Annotated in this window: 16 protein-coding genes; 5 read left to right on the top strand and 11 right to left on the bottom strand. The window is 62.9% G+C overall.

All coding sequences use genetic code 11. The features are described from left to right. The first annotated feature begins 271 nt into the window (after nucleotides 1-271). The 4 genes from PLU72_16955 to PLU72_16940 are packed head-to-tail and all read left to right on the top strand — an operon-like array spanning nucleotide 272 to nucleotide 5104. A complete protein-coding gene (locus PLU72_16955) occupies nucleotides 272-1633 on the top strand; it encodes a hypothetical protein (protein HOT29869.1) in 1362 nt (453 codons plus the stop codon). Nucleotides 1634-1652: 19 nt separating this feature from the next. Next, entirely contained in the window at nucleotides 1653-2993 is a 1341-nt protein-coding gene (locus PLU72_16950; GenBank protein ID HOT29868.1) for a radical SAM protein, read from the top strand. Continuing rightward, nucleotides 2990-4327, top strand: a complete 1338-nt coding sequence (locus PLU72_16945) for a radical SAM protein (protein ID HOT29867.1) — start codon at nucleotides 2990-2992, stop codon at nucleotides 4325-4327. Before PLU72_16950 ends, PLU72_16945 begins: the two co-directional genes overlap by 4 nt. Before the next feature lie 54 nt (nucleotides 4328-4381). Next, nucleotides 4382-5104, top strand: a complete 723-nt coding sequence (locus tag PLU72_16940) for a hypothetical protein (protein HOT29866.1) — start codon at nucleotides 4382-4384, stop codon at nucleotides 5102-5104. Between the two features lie 160 nt (nucleotides 5105-5264). On the opposite strand, the gene PLU72_16935 is transcribed toward PLU72_16940, so the two are convergent. The 8 genes from PLU72_16935 to PLU72_16900 all read right to left on the bottom strand — a co-directional run bounded on the left by PLU72_16935 (nucleotide 5265) and on the right by PLU72_16900 (nucleotide 15026). Then, nucleotides 5265-6542: a serpin family protein gene (locus tag PLU72_16935; GenBank protein HOT29865.1), complete on the bottom strand. Its 1278-nt coding sequence runs from the start codon at nucleotides 6540-6542 to the stop codon at nucleotides 5265-5267. Nucleotides 6543-6685: 143 nt separating this feature from the next. Then, nucleotides 6686-7861 carry a DNA polymerase IV gene (dinB, locus tag PLU72_16930; GenBank protein ID HOT29864.1) on the bottom strand — a complete coding sequence of 392 codons (1176 nt, stop codon included), beginning with the start codon at nucleotides 7859-7861 and terminating at the stop codon, nucleotides 6686-6688. Nucleotides 7862-7926: 65 nt separating this feature from the next. After that, on the bottom strand, nucleotides 7927-10017 hold the full coding sequence (locus PLU72_16925; GenBank protein ID HOT29863.1) for a response regulator: 2091 nt from the start codon (nucleotides 10015-10017) through the stop codon (nucleotides 7927-7929). A gap of 91 nt (nucleotides 10018-10108) precedes the next feature. After that, the gene (locus PLU72_16920; GenBank protein ID HOT29862.1) at nucleotides 10109-11410 is read right to left on the bottom strand and encodes a Y-family DNA polymerase; all 1302 of its coding nucleotides are present in this window, start codon (nucleotides 11408-11410) and stop codon (nucleotides 10109-10111) included. Further along, nucleotides 11386-11835, bottom strand: coding sequence for a translesion error-prone DNA polymerase V autoproteolytic subunit (umuD, locus tag PLU72_16915; protein ID HOT29861.1), 450 nt, complete (start codon nucleotides 11833-11835; stop codon nucleotides 11386-11388). The genes PLU72_16920 and umuD overlap by 25 nt, the downstream gene beginning before the upstream one ends. 102 nt (nucleotides 11836-11937) lie before the next feature. Beyond that, on the bottom strand, nucleotides 11938-12528 hold the full coding sequence (locus PLU72_16910; protein HOT29860.1) for a S24 family peptidase: 591 nt from the start codon (nucleotides 12526-12528) through the stop codon (nucleotides 11938-11940). Between the two features lie 134 nt (nucleotides 12529-12662). Then, nucleotides 12663-14294, bottom strand: coding sequence for a DEAD/DEAH box helicase (locus PLU72_16905; GenBank protein ID HOT29859.1), 1632 nt, complete (start codon nucleotides 14292-14294; stop codon nucleotides 12663-12665). Between the two features lie 327 nt (nucleotides 14295-14621). Further along, the gene (locus PLU72_16900; protein HOT29858.1) at nucleotides 14622-15026 is read right to left on the bottom strand and encodes a hypothetical protein; all 405 of its coding nucleotides are present in this window, start codon (nucleotides 15024-15026) and stop codon (nucleotides 14622-14624) included. Between the two features lie 133 nt (nucleotides 15027-15159). Here PLU72_16900 and PLU72_16895 point away from each other — a divergent pair, with 133 nt between their 5' ends. Beyond that, a complete protein-coding gene (locus PLU72_16895) occupies nucleotides 15160-15930 on the top strand; it encodes a hypothetical protein (GenBank protein HOT29857.1) in 771 nt (256 codons plus the stop codon). A 179-nt stretch (nucleotides 15931-16109) separates the two neighbouring features. Here the strand turns inward: PLU72_16895 and PLU72_16890 are convergent, their stop codons facing one another. From PLU72_16890 to PLU72_16880, 3 genes are all read right to left on the bottom strand, one after another. Then, entirely contained in the window at nucleotides 16110-16397 is a 288-nt protein-coding gene (locus tag PLU72_16890) for an ankyrin repeat domain-containing protein (GenBank protein HOT29856.1), read from the bottom strand. A gap of 33 nt (nucleotides 16398-16430) precedes the next feature. Further along, nucleotides 16431-16958, bottom strand: a complete 528-nt coding sequence (locus PLU72_16885) for an HD domain-containing protein (GenBank protein HOT29855.1) — start codon at nucleotides 16956-16958, stop codon at nucleotides 16431-16433. A gap of 221 nt (nucleotides 16959-17179) precedes the next feature. Further along, the gene (locus tag PLU72_16880) at nucleotides 17180-17578 is read right to left on the bottom strand and encodes a hypothetical protein (GenBank protein HOT29854.1); all 399 of its coding nucleotides are present in this window, start codon (nucleotides 17576-17578) and stop codon (nucleotides 17180-17182) included. Nucleotides 17579-17763 lie beyond the last annotated feature (185 nt).

Genomic DNA, 17763 nt, shown 5'->3' with positions numbered 1-17763 from the left:
TCCTTCCAGCAAATCAATTACACGTACCGATCTTCATCGGTCATATCAAAGTGAGGATTCCTGCATGAACAAACGCGCATTTTGCGTTCCCGTTCGTGCTGAGCCTGTCGAAGCACGAGAACCCATCGCCCCCGTCGACAGACTCAGGACGAACGGGTGACTTGCATTTTCGCAGGACACAAGAAATCGCTTTGCCTTGTTGCTCCCCCGCAAGAGCCCGTGCTAGCCTGAAAGGCCCTGAAACCAGAATCTATCGGGAGAGGGAGAGAATATGCGCCATCGTCTGTTCGTTCTGGCCGGCCTGTTCGTTTTCAGCATGGCCTTCGCGGTTCCGGCATCCGCCGAGGATGTGAAGGACATGATCGCCGACATGATCACCGCCTACAGCCAGAGTTCCAAGGGAGTCCAGGATGAAGCGTTCCTGGAAAAAGTGAAGATCATCGACGAGCACCTGCGGGAAAAGATCGAGAAAGATCACGATCTGACGCCCTTCAAGGAGGTCGTCAAATCGGCCCAGCAGTTCAAGGCCCGCGCTTCCGCGCGCAAGATGTTCGAAGTCCTGCTCGAGAAGACGCACAAACGCCTCCAGTTCACCAAGGCCCAGCAGGAGATCACCGATCCCGATCTGAAAAAGCAGATCGAGGAGATGGTCGGCAGCATCGAGCGCTATCTCGATCCCAGCCTTCCCGACGAGGACACCGTCGACCGCGGCAAGCTCGAGAACCAGCGCAAGCGGCTGCAGGACAAGATCAAAAAAGCCCATGCCAGCATCCTCCGCACCGGCGCCGACAAGGGCATCACCGTCGACGTCATGGCCGAGGACGGCCAGCCCGCGAAGCTCTCCGCCGGCCGCCAAAGCAATCTGCTGGCCAAGCTCAAGACGATCGTTCCCGAGCCCGGCAAGATGGGCGTCAAGGTCACCCTCAAGAAGGACGACCTGTGCGACATCCATGTGTTCGTGCAGGGTTTCGTCGCCCCGAACGGCTTCGCGGTGCTCGAAGGCGAGCTCGACTTCGCCGACGTGCCGCTCGCGGCGCTCGACAACTCCGAGGCCACCGCCGTCGACGACGTTCTCGGCGACGCGCATTTCAAGCGGTACCGCTGCGTCCAGGACGAGGAGCAGCTCAACGTCATGCCCAAATCAGGAAACGCCGCTTACGAGATGGGCACGATGGCCCCCGGCCAGACCTGGAAGATGACCTTCACGAAGGCCGACGGCATCTCCACCATTCTCAAGGAGATCGAAGGCAACGAGGAAGTCGGCGTGCTCAACGCCAAGACGGCCCTCAACGAGAAGGCCATCGAGTTCAAGAACACCGGCTCGCGTAACCTCATCTACCTGCAGGGCACCGACGTCACCGGCCTCGTGTCGGTGAAGGCCCTGGGAGTCCTGGCCCCCAAGGACGGGCACGTCACCTTCCGCGATGTCCTGCTGGTCGTCGACGACGGCATCGCCTCCGACCTATCCAAGTTCGTCGGCGAGCAGGGCATCAACTTCTTCCTGCGCCGCGCGTCGGAAAACCTGCGCAAGGGGTTCCCCTTCACGCCGGTGCTCGAGAACCTCGCCTGCGAGCGCAATCCCGACGGGAAGATGGTCTTCATCTTCAGCGGGCGCGGCAAGAACGCGCTCTGACCTCGATACGGAGATCCGAATGAAACTGCTTCTGATCCAGCCCAGCGGGACCATCCACCGGTTCCGCGTGGGCTCGTTCCCCAAGTCGCTTCGGTACGCCCCGCTGACGCTCACGACGCTGGCGGCGCTCGTTCCCCAGGACCTCGACGTCGAGATCGAGCTGGCGGATGAAGGCGTTCAGCTCGTCGATTTCGAGTCGCGGCCCGACCTGGTGGCCATGACGATCCTGACGGGAACCTGCATGCGCGGCTACGCGATCGCCGATCACTTCCGACGCCGCGGCGTTCCCGTCGTCATCGGCGGGGTCCATGCGACCCTCTGCCCGGACGAAGCCCAGCAGCACGCCGACTGCGTCGTGGTCGGGTTCGGCGAGCGAAGCTGGCCCCAGCTTCTGCGCGATTTCAAGCAGGGCGCGATGCAGAAGCGGTACACGGATTTCCAGAGCCCGTCGCTGGTGAAATATGTCCGCCCCCGGCGCGACCTGCTGCGAAAGGAAGGGTATATCACCACGAATACAATCTGGGCGACGCGCGGCTGTCTGAACGAGTGCGACTTCTGCTCGATCCCGGCCACGTGGGGAAACAACTTCTACAAGCGGCCGATCGACGAGGTGGTGGCCGAGCTCGCCGACATGCCCGGCAACGAGTTCGTCCTGGTCGACCCGAGTCCGATGGAAGACCCCGACCACGCCAAGCAGCTCTTCCGCGCGATCGGCACGCTGAAGAAAAAGTGGTTCGGCCTCTCGACCACCAAGATCGGCAAGGACCCCGAGCTTCTGCGCATCGTCGGGGACAGCGGCTGCAAGGGTCTGCTGATCGGCTTCGAGTCGATCAACCAGATGTCGATCGGCTCGATCGGCAAGGACCACAACTCGGTCGATTTCTACATCGACCTCGTCAAGCGCATGCACGATCACGGCATGGGCGTGCAGGCCTGTTTCGTGTTCGGCCTCGACGACGACAAACCCGACATCTTCAGGCGGACGGTCGACTTCTGCGACCGCGCCCACGTCGATCTGCCGCGATTCTCGACCTACACGCCGTTCCCCAACACCGCGGCCTACCGCAAGCTCGATGCCGAGAACCGCATCCTGACGCGGGACTGGACCCTTTATGACGTCGAGCACATCGTCGTCCAGCCCAAGGGGATGACCGTGGAGCAGATCCGGGAAGGCCTGCACTGGGCCTGGGAACACGCGTACCGGCTTCCGTCGATCGCCCGGCGCCTGCTCGGCTCGCGGACGTCCACCGGCTACGCCATCGCGTTCAATCTCGGCTACCGTTCGTATGCCCAACGACTGCGCGACATGTCGGACCGCGTCCTGTTCGATGACGTCCAGGAGGGCATTCCCAGGGCATGAAGCTGACCCTGATCATGCCCTCGATCGGGCGCAAGCCCGACCAGCGCTACATCGCCACCTGGCAGATGGAGCCGCTGGTGCTGGCGGTGCTGGCGGCCCTCACGCCGCGCGACTGGGAGATCTCGGTCCAGGACGACCGGGTGGAGCCCGTCGACGCGAGCCGGCCCGCCGATCTCGTGGGCATCACGGTCGAGACCTACACGGCGCGACGCGCCTACCAGATCGCGGACGAGTATCGCCGGCGCGGGGTCAAGGTCGTGATGGGCGGATACCACGCCACCCTCTGGACCGACGAGGTGATGGAACACGCCGACGCGGTGGTGACGGGACCTGCCGAGGGCGTCTGGGGGCGCGTTCTCGAGGATTTCCAGGCCGGCCGTCTCGGGCGGCGGTATGACGGGACGTTCGACTTTTCCTGGAACGGCCTGTATCCGCGGCGGGAGGTCTACGCCCACAAGGGCTACCTGCCGCTCGCCCTCGTCGAGTTTTCGCGCGGCTGCCGGTTCCGGTGCACCTTTTGCTCCATCACCGCGTTCACCGAAAGCCGGCATTACTTCCGGCCGCCCGCCGATGTGGTCGAGGACATCCGGCGGAGCGGGCAGAAGATCGTCTTTCTCATCGACGATAATATCGCAGCTAATATCCAAGCGGCCTTCGACCTGTGCGCGGCGCTGAAGCCCCTCGGAATCCAGTGGGTGAGCCAGATCAGCGTCAACGCCGCCGCCAATCCCAAACTGGTGAACGCCATGGCCGAGTCGGGCTGCATCGGCGTTCTGATCGGGTTCGAGTCGCTCCGGCCCGATCTCATGCAGCGTCTGAACAAGCAGTGCAACGTTTCCATCGAAGGCTACGAACGCGCGCTCGCGCTGCTTCGCGAGAAAAATATCTGCATCTATGCAACGTTCCTGTTCGGCATCGACGGCGACGACGTGCGTTCCTTCCCGCCGACGTTCCGGTTCATTCGGAAGCATCGTTTTTTCCTGGCGGCGTTCAACCACCTGGTGCCGTTCCCCGGCACTCAGCTCTACGCGAAACTGCAGGCCGAGGGACGTCTGACGTCGCCCGCGTGGTGGCTCGACCCGAACTTCCGGTTCGGCCAGGTGCCCTTCGTCCCGACCGGCTTTTCCCCGGAAGGGCTGGCCGAAGCCTGCCGCGACTGGCGGCGGCGCTTCTACTCGTGGCGCTCCATCATCCATCGCGGACTCGATCTGAAAACCAACGCCCGAAGCCTGGCGACGCTCGCCCTGTTCCTCACGCAGAATTACTACGGCCGCCGCGAGGTCGACGAGAAGTTCGGCCTGCCCCTCGGCATGAGCGCCGGAGGCGAAGGGTGAACGAACAGTCCCGGCCTGCAAGGGCCGCAGCGTTTCTGTTTCACTAAGTATACGATGAGCCGAAACGACCGCGACAAGGCACTGAATGGGAAGGTTGTTCCCGTCGCCAATCTCGACGCCGGGCTGCGTTCGGCCATGTTCGACCTGATGAACGAGGCCTACGTCGTCGGGCGCGCCTCATTCATGGCCGACCTGGCCGCGAAAGACTGGGCGATCCTCCTTCATGACGCGACTGGCACCCTGCGCGGCTTCACCTCCCTCGCCCTGATGCGGACCGAGGTCGAAGGGCGGGCCATCCGGGCTCTGTTCAGCGGGGATACCATCATCCGGCCGGATTTCTGGGGTAGCCTCGAACTGCCCCGCGTCTGGGGCCGATTCATGCTGAGCATGATCGAGGAAGCAGGCATCGAGGAGCTCTACTGGTTCCTGATTTCGAGCGGGTACAAGACGTACCGGTTCCTGCCGGTATTCTTCCAGGAATATTTTCCCCGGTTCGACCGGCCGACGCCCCCCGACCTGCAGAAAATTCTCGACCATCTCGGCAGCCTCCGGTTCGGACGACGGTATCTGCCAGACCGGGGAATCATCCGTCTCGCCGAGCCGACGCCGCTTCGGGCCGGGGTCGCCGACCTCCATGACGAGCGGCTCCAGGACCCCGACGTCGCCTTCTTCGTGACGAGAAACCCCGGTCATGCGGAGGGCGAAGAGTTGGCCTGCATCGCCCCGTTGCGGTCCGACAACCTCAAGCCTTTCATCCGCCGGGCCCTGCGGGCCTGACCCGGAGGCGGCAGGCGGCGCCCGCTCCCGTCGCCGGCCTTCCGCGGGAAAAGAGGCCCTGATATCAAACGTCCACCGGACCGATATTCCCGAGCCGGCACGAGCAGACCATGCATGTTCCGGGGCCGGCAGGGCGGAAACGCCCTGCCGTTTCACCCGCTTACAGTTCCGGAGAACTCATCCGGCCCAGGAAAAGAACCGCCGTGGTCGGCTCGTGGACGATGAAGAACAGGAAGGGGTGGTCGGCCTTGAACTCGATGGGCTTCGGCTTCACGCTCTTGGTCTGCATCACCACGGCCGTCGCCGCGGCCGCCTCGGTGCCTTCCTCGTCGACCTTCACGAACGCCTTGTGAAGGGCGGCGGAAATGAACAACCCCGGCTCGCTCTTCGCCTTTTCGGCATCGAGCATCCCGGAAAAGTCTGCGCTCTGTTCGTCGAACGCGAGATTCACACCAAGGCCGCGGAGAGCTTCGACAAGCGAGCAGCCGCTTTCCATCTTGAATTTCGGAAGCGACACGCGCACGTCCATCTCGTCGAAGCCGCTCAGCCACTCGGCGAAGGGTTTCTCAGCAAGAGCGGTCTCCAGCTTTGAGATGCCGTCGCACTCCTTCGGGAGAAACACGTACATGGCAAGCGTATCGCCCTTGTACGGAAGCCGCAGCGCCTGGAACGCGTCACCATCGGCATACCGGAACTCTCCGGTCTGGCGCATCATCGGCACCTTCGTTTCCGTTTTCCCGTCGACGAAGAACGAGGCATCGGCCGTCGCATCCTTCGGGAATTCGGCGACCCAGGTTCCCTTGAAATACACGGCGTTCACGAGAACCAGCCTTGTCAGGGTGTTGAGAATACCTTCCGGAATCAGATCTTTGATCAGGTTCTGCGTCTGGGCCTCGACCCACGCGTTGATCTCAAGCCGGGTCTTCAGATAATCCGCCGCGAAATCGACCAGTCGAATCTCGCTGGCGAACGTCGTCTTTATGAGATCGAGGTATGTCGAGGCGAAGGGATACGGCTTGTGGGCCCAGATGGCGTTCGCCACCGACAGCTTGTAATCGGCGGGAGCGGGCGTGCCGCCGAATCCCGGAAAACTCCTTATGAAATCGCCGTACAAGCCGGCAAGCGCTCCCTGGCCGTCGACCGGATACGCGAACGTCTTCGCCAGCTCCGCACGAGTCTCGCCAGCAGCGCCGGCGAACGGCATGGCGAAGGCAATGTGAATGCTGAACGGCGAGAAGAACAGATTGCCCGGGGCGGCGGCGGAAAGGCTGGACAGCAGTTTCAGGCCCAAGGCATTGACGCCGGCGGCCACCTGCTTTACGTCGGCCGGCCGCGGATCATCGGCGGCATCGGCCGTCCCGCATCCCGACCATGCCAGGACCGCCGCCATCAGAATGACAAACCATCTCGAAGCACGCAAACGACGACTGTTGATCATGAATTGCCTCCCGGAGGGTGATGATTGAATGCGAACCGCTCAGATCGCGCCATCTTCAGCGAAATTCGCCGTGCTCACGCAAGCATACGCCACCCGCTATCGCGACGCCACCTGAAGACGGATTTTCCCCAAGGCGGTGCGGATTAACCGCCGGCATCCGGTTCGCGGCCGCCGCGACGGACGGCGGCCCGGCCGAACTTCTGGCGGACGGCGTCGACCGCGTGATCGAGCGCTTCGAGCCGCGCAAGTTCGTCATCGCCGAAGAGGGTCGGCTGACGCGGCTCGCGTGTCAGATGGGCCATGCCCACGCCGATCAATCGTACCGGCTTCGGCAGTTCCTCGGCGGCAAGAAGCTCCAGGGCGGTATCGGTCAGCAGCTTCGTGCTCTGTGAGGCTTCCGGCAGGGTGACCTGGCGGGTGATCTGCGTGAAATCCGAAAATTTGATCTTGAGCCGAACCGTCCGGCCGAAATACCCGTGCCGCCGAAGGTCTTCCGCGACGCTCTCCGCCTGCCGCCTGATCCAGAGGCCGAGCTCGTCGCGATCGAACGTGTCGCTGTCGAGCGTATCCTCGGCGCTGCTCGATTTCGGCTCGCCGTCGGGAACGACCGGGGTGGCGTCGATGCCGTGCGCCATCTCCCACAGCCCGACGCCTCCGCTTCCCGATCGTTTCCGCCACCATTCCAGCGGGTATCGCCGAACGTCGCCGACGGTACGGATGCCGAGCCGCTTCAGCGCCTCCTCCGTGTGGCTGCCGACGCCCGGCAGCCTGCCGATCGGAAGCGGCGTGAGAACCCCCACGACCTGGTCCGGTTCGATCACCACGAGGCCGTCCGGCTTTCGCATATCAGATGCTATTTTTGCGAGAAACCGGACCGGGGCGATGCCGGCCGAGCAGGTCAGGCCGCCGGTCAACTCGCGAATGCGCGCCTTGGCATGCATCGCGAGCTTCTCCGGGGGACCGAACAGCCGCTCGGTGCCGGTGATGTCGACATACGCCTCATCGCACGACATCGGTTCGACGAGCAGCGAAAGCGTCTCGAGAAACGCCATGATCGTGCCCGATATCTGCTGGTACCGCGACATGCGGACCGGCCGCACGATCGCGTGCGGGCAAAGCCTCAGCGCCTGGGTCATCGGCATCGCCGAATGGATGCCGAACTTCCGGGCTTCGTAGGAAGCCGCCGAAACGACGCTGCGATGGGTGCCGCCCACGACGATCGGCTTGCCGCGGATTTCCGGGCAGTCGAGCTGTTCGACCGACGCATAGAACGCGTCCATGTCGATATGCATGATCGTCCGCTTCGATGCGTCAGTCATCGTGCAATGGCCCATGGCTTGGAGACACTGTCAGACACGATATCCCGGTGTCGTTCCGGTACCGGTCAGGGTTCCAGGATCGATCGGAGTTTTTCCCCCAGGGAGCGGATCTCGAAGGGTTTCTGGAGGAAGCCTGCCAGGCCGTCGTCCGCGAACTGCCTGGTGCTCTCGCCCTCGGTGTAGCCGCTCATCAGGATGACCGGCAGCCGGGGAAACTGATTTTTCACCTGGAGATGCACTTCGTATCCGTCGAGGTGAGGCATCGTCAGATCCAGCATCACGGCGGTCAGCTCGGCGCCATGTCGTCTGCAGAGCTCGACCGCCTCCCTGCCGTCTTTCGCGGTGATGACCTTGAAACCGTAATACGACAGCATCATCGAGGCCACGCTGCGGATCTCGGCCTCGTCGTCTGCCAGCAGGATCGTCCCCGTGCTGCGCCACGCCGAAATATCGCACTTCGGCCGCGGGGCGGGAGCGCCGTGACCCACGGCGGGAAAGAAGACGCAAAACGTCGTCCCGTTGCCCGGCTTGCTGTAGACGCGTATCGCGCCGTGATGGCCCCGCACGATGCCGAGGACGGCCGCCAGGCCCAGGCCGCGCCCCGTAAACTTGGTCGTGAAGAACGGGTCGAACATGCGCTCCTGGATCGACGGATCCATGCCGCAGCCGGTGTCGGATATCTCCAGGGCGACGTAGCGGCCCTCCCGTGCATTTTTTTCGAGGGATATGCCTGCAAGAAACGCCTGGTCGCACTCCATCTCCTTTGTCTGGATGATGATCGTTCCTGGCTTGTTCTCGAGCGATTCGGACGCGTTCGTCAGGAGGTTCAGCAACACCTGACGCACCTGCGCCGGATCGGCTTCAATCTCGGGAAGGCCGTCTCCGAGTCTGCAATCGACCACGGCCTTTTTCGAGACACTGACCTCGATGATCTTCGACATTTCCCGGATCAGGTCGTTCAGCTGGAGTTTCTTTCGCTCGGTGTAGCTCTTGCCGGCGTAGGCAAGCATCTGCCGGCACAGCTCGGCGGCGCGCTTCGACGCCGTGACGATCGGCTCGAGGTGCCCCTGTATCTCGTGCTCGGACGGCAGAGACATCCTGACCAGGTCGACGTGCCCTAATATTGCCATCAATATATTATTGAAATCGTGCGCGATGCCGCCCGCGAGAACGCCCAGGCTTTCGAGCTTCTGCACGTGTTTCATCTGGCTCTCGAGCTGCCGTCCTTCCTCCTCGGCCTTCCTGCGGGTATACACGCACCACAACTCGGACATCAGCAGCGTCAGCTGCCTCACGTCGGAATCGTCGTACGGGGTTTCCTTGTTCGCCGCGCCGGCGAGCAGGACGACATTCTCGCGATCGAGAATCGGCACCAGGAGAAGGCGATTGATCGGGACATGGCCCTCCGGAATCGAGAGGTCTCCGGTTCCGTCGCCGGGAAGACCGTTCAGCAGCATGGGTTTGCGCAGACGGATCGCCTCGGCCCTGACACCGGACATTTTCACGTTCAGCTGCGTCGGCAAAACCGGCATCCGGCAGTCGCGCAGGGCGGATTTCGAGAGGCAGTACAGAGAGGCCGTGGCGCCGTCGGCGCTCAGCAGCGCGAGAAATCCGTAGGTACTGAATGTCAGTCGCACGGCTTCCTCGAGGGCGAACTCGGCAAGGGCGTCGAACCTCATGGCCGGCATCTGGTTCAGTTTCAGAACAGCCTCGAGACGGGCCTCCTCGCGATGAAGAGCGGCCTCCTTGCTCCGCCGTTCCCGCAGGTCGTGAAAAACCCCGAACGACAGGCGTCGGCCGGCTTCGTCGATATACAGCATCGTCGAACCTTGAACCGGAACGGATGTCCCGTCGCGATGCTGAAGGGTCAGCTCGTAGGTCTTTCCGGCTATTTCCTCGTTGTCGAGCTCGAACAGGCGTTTTCCTTCTTCTCGCGAGGCGGGAACCAGGACGTCAAGATATGTTTTCGTACGGAACTCATCGAGAGACCAGCCCAGCATGTTCTGTGCCTGGCGGTTTGCCTCGAGAATCCTGCCCGTCGTACCGTCGGCGACGAACGCCGCATCGCGGATCGTCTCGAAAAGCGTACGATATTTCGCCTCGCTGGCCTCGAGTGCCCGCGCGCATTGCCCGGGTTCGGGGGTGTCCGTTCTCACGCTCCTGCTCACTTTTCATCCCTTTGCAGGGGGGGTGTGGAGTTCAGTATATCATATTGGCAGCTACAATGAAATTTTTCTGTATTTCGCGTCAGGCCGCCCGTGCGACCGGAATATCCGCGAGGCTGGTCGTATACTTCGGCGAGCGGAACTGCGACCGGAGTTTCCATGGTCTGGAGGTCCCTTCGCCCAGGAACCGGACGGCACCTCGGCCGTATGCGGCGTTCACCGCGTCGATCGCCGTCATGAGGGCGCGGCCCCGTTCGCGCTCGGCGTCTGTGGTCGAGAAGAACAGAGGCGGCTGGCGGATGTCGCGGCCGTGAATCTCGCCAAGGAAGATGCCGGTCTTGTGATAGGCGAACCCCGGCCTGTAGATGGCCCGCAACGCCCCGACCGCCGCGGCCGCCAGCCGACGGGTATCGTCGGAAGGCTCGGGCAGGGCGACGGTATGCGATGCATGATACTGCTCTTCGCTCTCATGGAACCGGTTCGTCGTCAGGAACACCGTCACCAGGCCGGCCACCGATGCCTGGCGGCGCAGTTTTTCGGCCGCCCGCGTCGTGTAGGCCACGATCGACTCTTCGAGAGAAACAACGTCTCGAATCGGCACCCCGAAGGAGCGGGAGGAGATGATCTGTTGCTTCGGCGGTGCCCCCTCTTCGAGGCCAATGCAGGGCACACCGTTCAGTTCGGCCACCGTGCGCGCGAGGACGACGTTGAACCGCGACCTGATGAAAATCTGGTCGGCACGCCGAAGATCGAGAGCCGTGCGGATGCCGATCGCGAGAAGCCGGATCGCGAATCTGTACCCGACGCCCCAGACGTCGTCGACGGGAACGCGCGCCATCAGCCCATCGCGCTCGTCGTCGGGCATCGGGCCAAGATCGCAGACGCCCCGCCATTCGGGAAACTTTTTGGCGATGCGGTTGGCGAGCTTCGCCAGCGTCTTGGTCGGCCCGACGCCGACGCACACCGGCAGTCCCACCTGGCGCCGTATCAGCGAGAGGATGCGATGCCCCACCCGCACCGCCTCACCGGCCGGTTGGCCCCGAACGTCGCCAAGGTCGAGAAAACACTCGTCGATCGAGTAGACTTCCTGGCGGGGACTGAATCGAGCCAGCAGCCGCATGAACCGGTTCGACATGTCGGCATACAGGGCGTAATTGCTCGACAACGCGATGATGCCGTGCTCGCGCGCCAGAACGCTCTGTTGATGCCACGGCGCGCCCATCGGCACGCCGATCGCCTTCGCCTCGGCCGATCGCGACACGATGCAGCCGTCGTTGTTCGACAGCACGACCACCGGCCGCCCCTCGAGATCGGGTCGGAACACCCGCTCGCAGGAGACGTAGAAATTGTTCGCGTCGATCAGCGCGATGGATCGTCGTTCCATGGCCACACCCGGTGAATCGCCCATCTGACCACCCCCCAGACGACGAGTTCGGAATCTGCGGAGACCGCGATATCGGCATACGCCGGGTTCGCCGCCTTGAGAATCGCGCCGCCGCCGGCCGTGCGATACAGCTGTTTGACGGTGAACGCCCCGTCGACCACGGCGATGACCACGCTTCCGTCGACGGGAACCAGCGCCCGGTCGACCACCAGGAGATCGCCGTCGAAAATGCCGAGATTCCGCATCGAGTCGCCCTCGACCCGCAGAAAGAACGTCGCCTCGCGATGCCGTACCAGGTGCTCGTCGAGGCTGATGCGCGCCTCGACGTAATCATCGGCAGGGGATGGAAAACCCGCCGGCACCGGCCGCGCGAGCAGCCCTCCGGCAGGTGCGACTTCCCCCGTATACCAAGGGTTTTCGACCATCCTCAGGTTTTCCCGCATGTCAGTCACAGCCTTTTCTTCTTGCCGGCCTCGCGCCGGGGCGGGTTTGAAACCAGCCCCGCCAGGCAAACAGCCGGCTTGGGGCTATTTGCGATATTTGCGGACGAGGCCGACGACGACGCCGAAGATTTCGAGGCGTCCCTTCGGGCGGATCGTTTCGTACCGGGCGTTAGCGGGCTTCAGAACGTACCGGTCAGCTTCGCGCTCGAGCGTTTTCAGCGTGTATTCGCCGTCGACGACCGCCACGACGATGTCGCCGGGCGCCGCCCGGGCCTCGCACTCGACCACGGCCACGTCCCCCTCGCAGATGCCAGCCTCGATCATCGAGTCGCCCCGAACAGGCACCAGGACGGTGCGCGATGGCGTCGCCACCAGATACTGATCGATCGCGAACGGCGCGGTCCCTGCCTCGGCGATCGAGACGGGCCGGCCAGCCGGCACCGACGCATCGGCCACGGGCCGCTCGAAGAACCGCGCCGCCGGCACCCAGACGTCATCAGGGGTGCGTTCGAGATACCCCGCCTGCCTCAGCCGCTGAAGCACTTTACTGACCGCTGACCGCGAAGCCAGCCCCAGCAGCTCGCTCAACCGGTTATACGACGGCAACCCCCGGAAGCGCGCATAATAATCCTGGAGGCGTTTCAGGTATGCCCCATCATTGGCCTTTGGCGTCATTTCCATCACCTCGGTGAACGTTCGTTCTCTAATTCAAATATAGAGTACATTCGTTCTCCTGTCAAGATGTTTTCCCGTATAAAGCAACAGAGGCGCATCGTGATGCGCCTCTGCGTCCAGGGGACTGCTATCGGTTATCGGCGGCGGGGTGCGGCACGATCGTCATCGGCGTGCCAGGGGGCCGGCGTCCGGGGAGCCGGGCGGGACTGGCATCCCGCCTGGGACTGACCGCGATTCCCGGTCTGGGCCGGCCGGCGGGCGGGGGCCTGGATTCGCTGGCGTGAAGCGGCAGCTGCGCGGGCCGCCTCCTTCTCGAGCCGGCGGGTTTCCTCGGCGAGAATGCGGGCATTCTTCGCCTCGGCCTTGGCCCTGGCGCGGGCACGCTCCTCGGACTTGCGGGCCCGGATCGCGGCGATACGCTCGGCAAGCGGAATTTCCAGCCGTTCGTTCGTCTTCTGGGTGTAATCGAACTCGGCGAGCGTCGCCCGGGGCAGGCGCTTGGCGAGATGCCGCTCGATCTGACGGAGGTCGTTTTCCTCGTCGGGGGCGACCAGCGTCCAGGCGTCGCCGACCATTGAGGCGCGGGCCGTGCGGCCGATGCGGTGGATGTAATCCTCGACGATGTGCGGCACGTCGAAGTTCACGACATGGGAGAGGGCTTCGATGTCGATGCCGCGGGCCGCGATGTCGGTGGCGACGAGCACCCGGTATTCGCCGTTCTTGAATCCGGCGAGAGCCTCGGTGCGCTGCTGCTGGCTGCGGTTGCCGTGGATGCGGGCGCAGGGGACGCCGTTCCTGTCGAGGAAGTCGGCCAGCCGATTCGCCCGGTGCTTGGTGCGGGTAAACGCGAGCACGTTTTTGATGTTCGGATCTTCGAGCAGTTTGAGGAGGAGTTTCGACTTCAGCTCAGAGGAAACCGGGTAGACGGTCTGGGAAATGCCGGTCGCGGGCTTCGAGGGCCGTTCGATGTCGATCGCGACGGGATTTTTCAGCATCTCGCGCGACAACTCGGCGATCGGGGCGGGCATCGTGGCCGAGAAGAACAGCGTCTGGCGCGGCGTGGCCGGCAGATGCCGCAGCACGCGCCGGATGTCGGGCAGAAAACCCATGTCGAGCATACGATCGGCCTCGTCGAGAACGAGCACGTTCAGATCGGCGAGCTTCGCGTAGTCATACTGAAAATGGTCGAGCAGCCGGCCGGGCGTGGCGACGATGACCTCGTCGCCACGCTCGAAGGCGGCCTGCTGGGGCCCCATGCCGACGCCGCCGAAGACGGGCGTGATGCGGAGCGCCGTATGCCGGGCCAGCTCGGAGGCGTGCTCGGCGATCTGGGCGGCCAGCTCGCGGGTGGGAGAGAGAACGAGCGCACGAGTGCGGCCGGCGCCGCCCTGCAGGAGCCGGTTCAGGATCGGCAGCATGAACGCCGCCGTTTTGCCGCTTCCCGTCATGGCGCAGGCCAGCACGTCGCGGCCCAGCAGGGCCGGCGGAATAGACTGGGCCTGGATCGGCGTCGGACGCGCGAAGCCGAGGTCCTTGAGACCCTGGTTCAGGGCCGGGAACAGGCCGAACCCGGCGAACTCGGTCACGACGGGAGTCGCAACGGAAGCCGTCGGCGAAGCGGTCGGCGTTTCAGCCCGGGTGGGCAGGCCCTGGCCGGCCGGCTGGCGGCCGGTGTTGTCCCGGTGTCGGGGCTGGTGGTTGCGAACGTCGTTCGTGCGGTGCGTCGTGGTCGAGGAAAAATTGTTGCGTGAATAATTCTGAGACATGGAAATAAATGGAACCCTTTCCCGGCGCCGCAAAAGCGTGATTGCGCCGGCTCCTCCGGCGGAGGGGGAGAAACGGTGGATGCGCCGGTCAGGCCGCCGTCCGGGCCATGATGGCCCCATGGATGCGAAGGATCGTCAGACCTCTTCGCGGGCCGGTTCGTTCCGGCCATTCACACGAACGCTTGAAAACGCATCATGTGATGTATCAAGGTTACCACACCTTCAATCAAATAGCTACAAGTTTCAAAAATGACCGCAGGGGCGGGGCTGAGACCCGCCCCTACATAGACATTGGTATTTTTTACGGAGGCCCGGCCGTTCGGTGTGTCAGGGCAGCTGATGGCCGGCGTAGTAGTCGCGCACGGCGAGCATGGCCTCGCGGTCGGTCATTTTTTCGGCGGGCTTCACTTCGAGAATCTTGTAGCCGAGCGACCGCTGTTCGAGGGCGTTGCGCAGCTCGACCCTGGCTTCGCCCGGCCCCATGAGCATCAGATAGTCGGCGTCCTTCACCTGGTCGACGATCTCGTTATAATATTTCTTCAAATATATCGTTTCCTGGTTCAACTGAGCCGCGTCGGCCACGATATCGTGCTGTCCATGCTGGGAGCGGCCCTTCGGCGCGCCGGCTCCCTCGAGCGGCGAGGTGACGACCCGCACCAGCTCCTCCCCCTGCCCGACCGTCACGATGATGGCCCTCCGCCGGTCAACCCAGATCCCGATCCGCTTTTTCATGCAGATACTCCTTTCGTTGCGGGACAGAATACTTCCCGGCAATGGACTCCCTCAACCTTCATGGTATCATCGCGCAAGGCATTTCGCTCGGACGACAGAGCGGTCATCGAACCATGCCAATGGAGGATACGTAATGAGGCTTCGGCTCTTCATGGTTTTCACCCTGCTGTTGCAGTTGGTCTGTATTCCCGGGATTTCCGCGGAAGAGGGGCTCGATCTCGATGGGATGGTGAAGATCCTGAAAGCAGCGCAGAAGCTGCACGGAAAGCCGACGCCGAAGGCTCTCACAAAGAAGGGCGGGGCGCTCGACAAGGGCGGGTATGACCCCAACGAGTTCTTGGCGCTGTTTCCCCGCCTGGGCATCGCCTCAGGCCAGGTCCTCGACTTCGTCTACGATTACCAGGAACTCGGCGGCCATCCCGTCCTGTATGCGCGGCCTTCAGACCAGGCGGCCTTTCCCAGCTTCGCCGAATTCAAAAAGATATATCCAAAGCGTTATTTTATCGGCGACGCGAGCCGGTACGACCCGGTGTATCTCGGCAGCATTGTCGCCGACGGCACGCCCGACGGGTTCCTCCAGCTGGCAATCATGGTGCTGATCGGGGAGCAGTTCTACATTCACTGGCACGCCGTCTACTACATGTTCCTGCCGATTCTCGATCAGCGGACATTCGACGGCGTTCTGGGAGCGTATAAAAAAGAAGAGGCGGAGAAAGGCCGCACGATCGACTTCCGGCCACGCGTCACGCTGGAGGGGGACCGAGCGCGCGTCGAATACCACGTTTTCAACGAATGGACCGGCATCAAGCGCATCGTCTGGACGGTGAACCGCGCCTTTCCCCATCGGCTCGTCTCCGTCGAAGAGAAGGTCTTGCTGCCCTACAAGAGCCCAATTCAATTCTGAATGGGGCTCTTCCTGAACCCTGCGAAGCAAGGGCCAATGTTACGTTCCCGTTCGTGCTGAGCCTGTCGAAGCACGAGAAGCCTCGCCCTTCGACAGGCTCAGGGCGAACGGTTGGTTTTCATTCTGCAGGACTCGAGGGCGAAGAGTGTTCGATCCCACCGGAAGCCGCTCGGGAAGCCTTACTCGAAGAACTCCATGCGGGCGGCCTCGGTGCGCAGCAGTTTCGCGATCTCAGCGTGGCCGTTCCGCTCCGCCGCGTCGGCGGCCGTGAAACCGTCGGCGTCGCGAATCTCGATGAGGCCGAGCCGCGGCGGGCAGAAACCGGTTCCCCTCAGGCTGTCGAGCATTTCCTCGACTTCTTTTTTCAGGCCCTGCTCCGCCGCGCGGAAAAGCGGCGTCCGGCCCCGTTCGTCACGGGCAAACAGGTCTTTTTCCGGGTCGGAATTCGGTTTCGGTGATCCTTCCATCGTTCATGCCTCCGGCGATGGGGGCCGGCCCCGTCACCCCAGTTCGTTCCGTCGGGCAAGCAGGCCGTCGAAAACGGCTTCGAGGCCCGGGTGAACGCCACGCAGGCCGGCGACCACGTTCGCAGCCCACTCGAAATACTTCTGCTTGCGCTCGGGCGGCCAGCCGGCCGGTGGCGACGCGAGAATGTCGCGCAGGTTGCAGATTTTGTCGGCCAGCTTGACCAGCTTCGCCTCGCGCGAAATGTGCGGGGCATGCTCGATCTGCTTCTGCTTCCGGACGTCCTTGTCGAGCGACTTGTCGTCGGTGACCTCGAGAACGATCGACGTCACGCGGTGGCCGAACTGCTCTTTCAGCTCCTCGACGGTCGTCTTCGTATCCTCGATCGTGTCGTGCAGAACGGCGGCGCAGAGAACGACGCCGTCGGTGACGCCGCCTTCGTTGACGAGAATGTCCGCGAGAGCGATGGGGTGATTGATATACGGCGACGCCTCGGCGTCCTTGCGGCGCTGGTTCCGGTGTTTCCCCGCGGCAAACGCAAGTGCCTTCACGAACTCGCCCAGCAGATGTTCCGTATGCGTCATCGTTTCCTCCCTGGCATTCCGCAGGCAGCAGAAACCCGCGAACAACTCCCGGAAAGCACTATACCATTTCCCGCGAAATTTTCGCGAACGGCATTCGGCATTGGGAAACACGGATGGATCACGATCCGCCCCTACGCCGCCGGGCCTGCAATTCGCCCGCCGGCCCCCTTCAAAAGAGTTCCCGCCCCGGGGCGAACACTTCAGGATTTCGCGTAGTAGGCACGAACCTTGAGGACGACTTCGCGCTCGGTCAGTTTGTCGGCCGGCATGACGTCGACGATCCTGTCGCCCATCATCCGGCGTTCGAGGCTCTTGCGGAGTTCGATCTTGGCTTCGCCGGGTCCCATCAGCATGATGGAATCTGCATTTTTCACATACGATGCAATGTCGGCATAGAATTTTTTCAGATACGTGGCCGAATGTCTCTGGAGGGTGTCATCGGCCTGCATGTCCTGGCCGCCGTATTGAGACGCAACGCCCAGGGGATGGCCCGTCGTCTCGAGCGACGAACGAACGATCTGAACCGTCTCCTTTTCCTCCCAGATCGTCACGATGACGGCCTTTCTGTGGTCCACCCAAACACCGATCTGTTTTTCCATATAAGACTCCTCTCAATGAAACGCGGACACTCTTGTGCTCCGGGGGCGGGAAAAACATTCGTTTGATGTAAACGTATCCCCCCCTCCGGGAATGTCAATTTCGGAAGGGAGATGACGAGTCCGAAAACGCGCATTCCACGCAATTTCGACGTGAAATTTGTGGGTTTCGCGATTTTTCCGTACAA

The sequence above is a fragment of the Candidatus Ozemobacteraceae bacterium genome, from assembly GCA_035373905.1.
GTDB lineage: Bacteria > Muiribacteriota > Ozemobacteria > Ozemobacterales > Ozemobacteraceae > MWAR01.
Note: the sequence above shows the minus strand (reverse complement) of the source record. Positions and strands in the feature narration are given on the sequence as shown.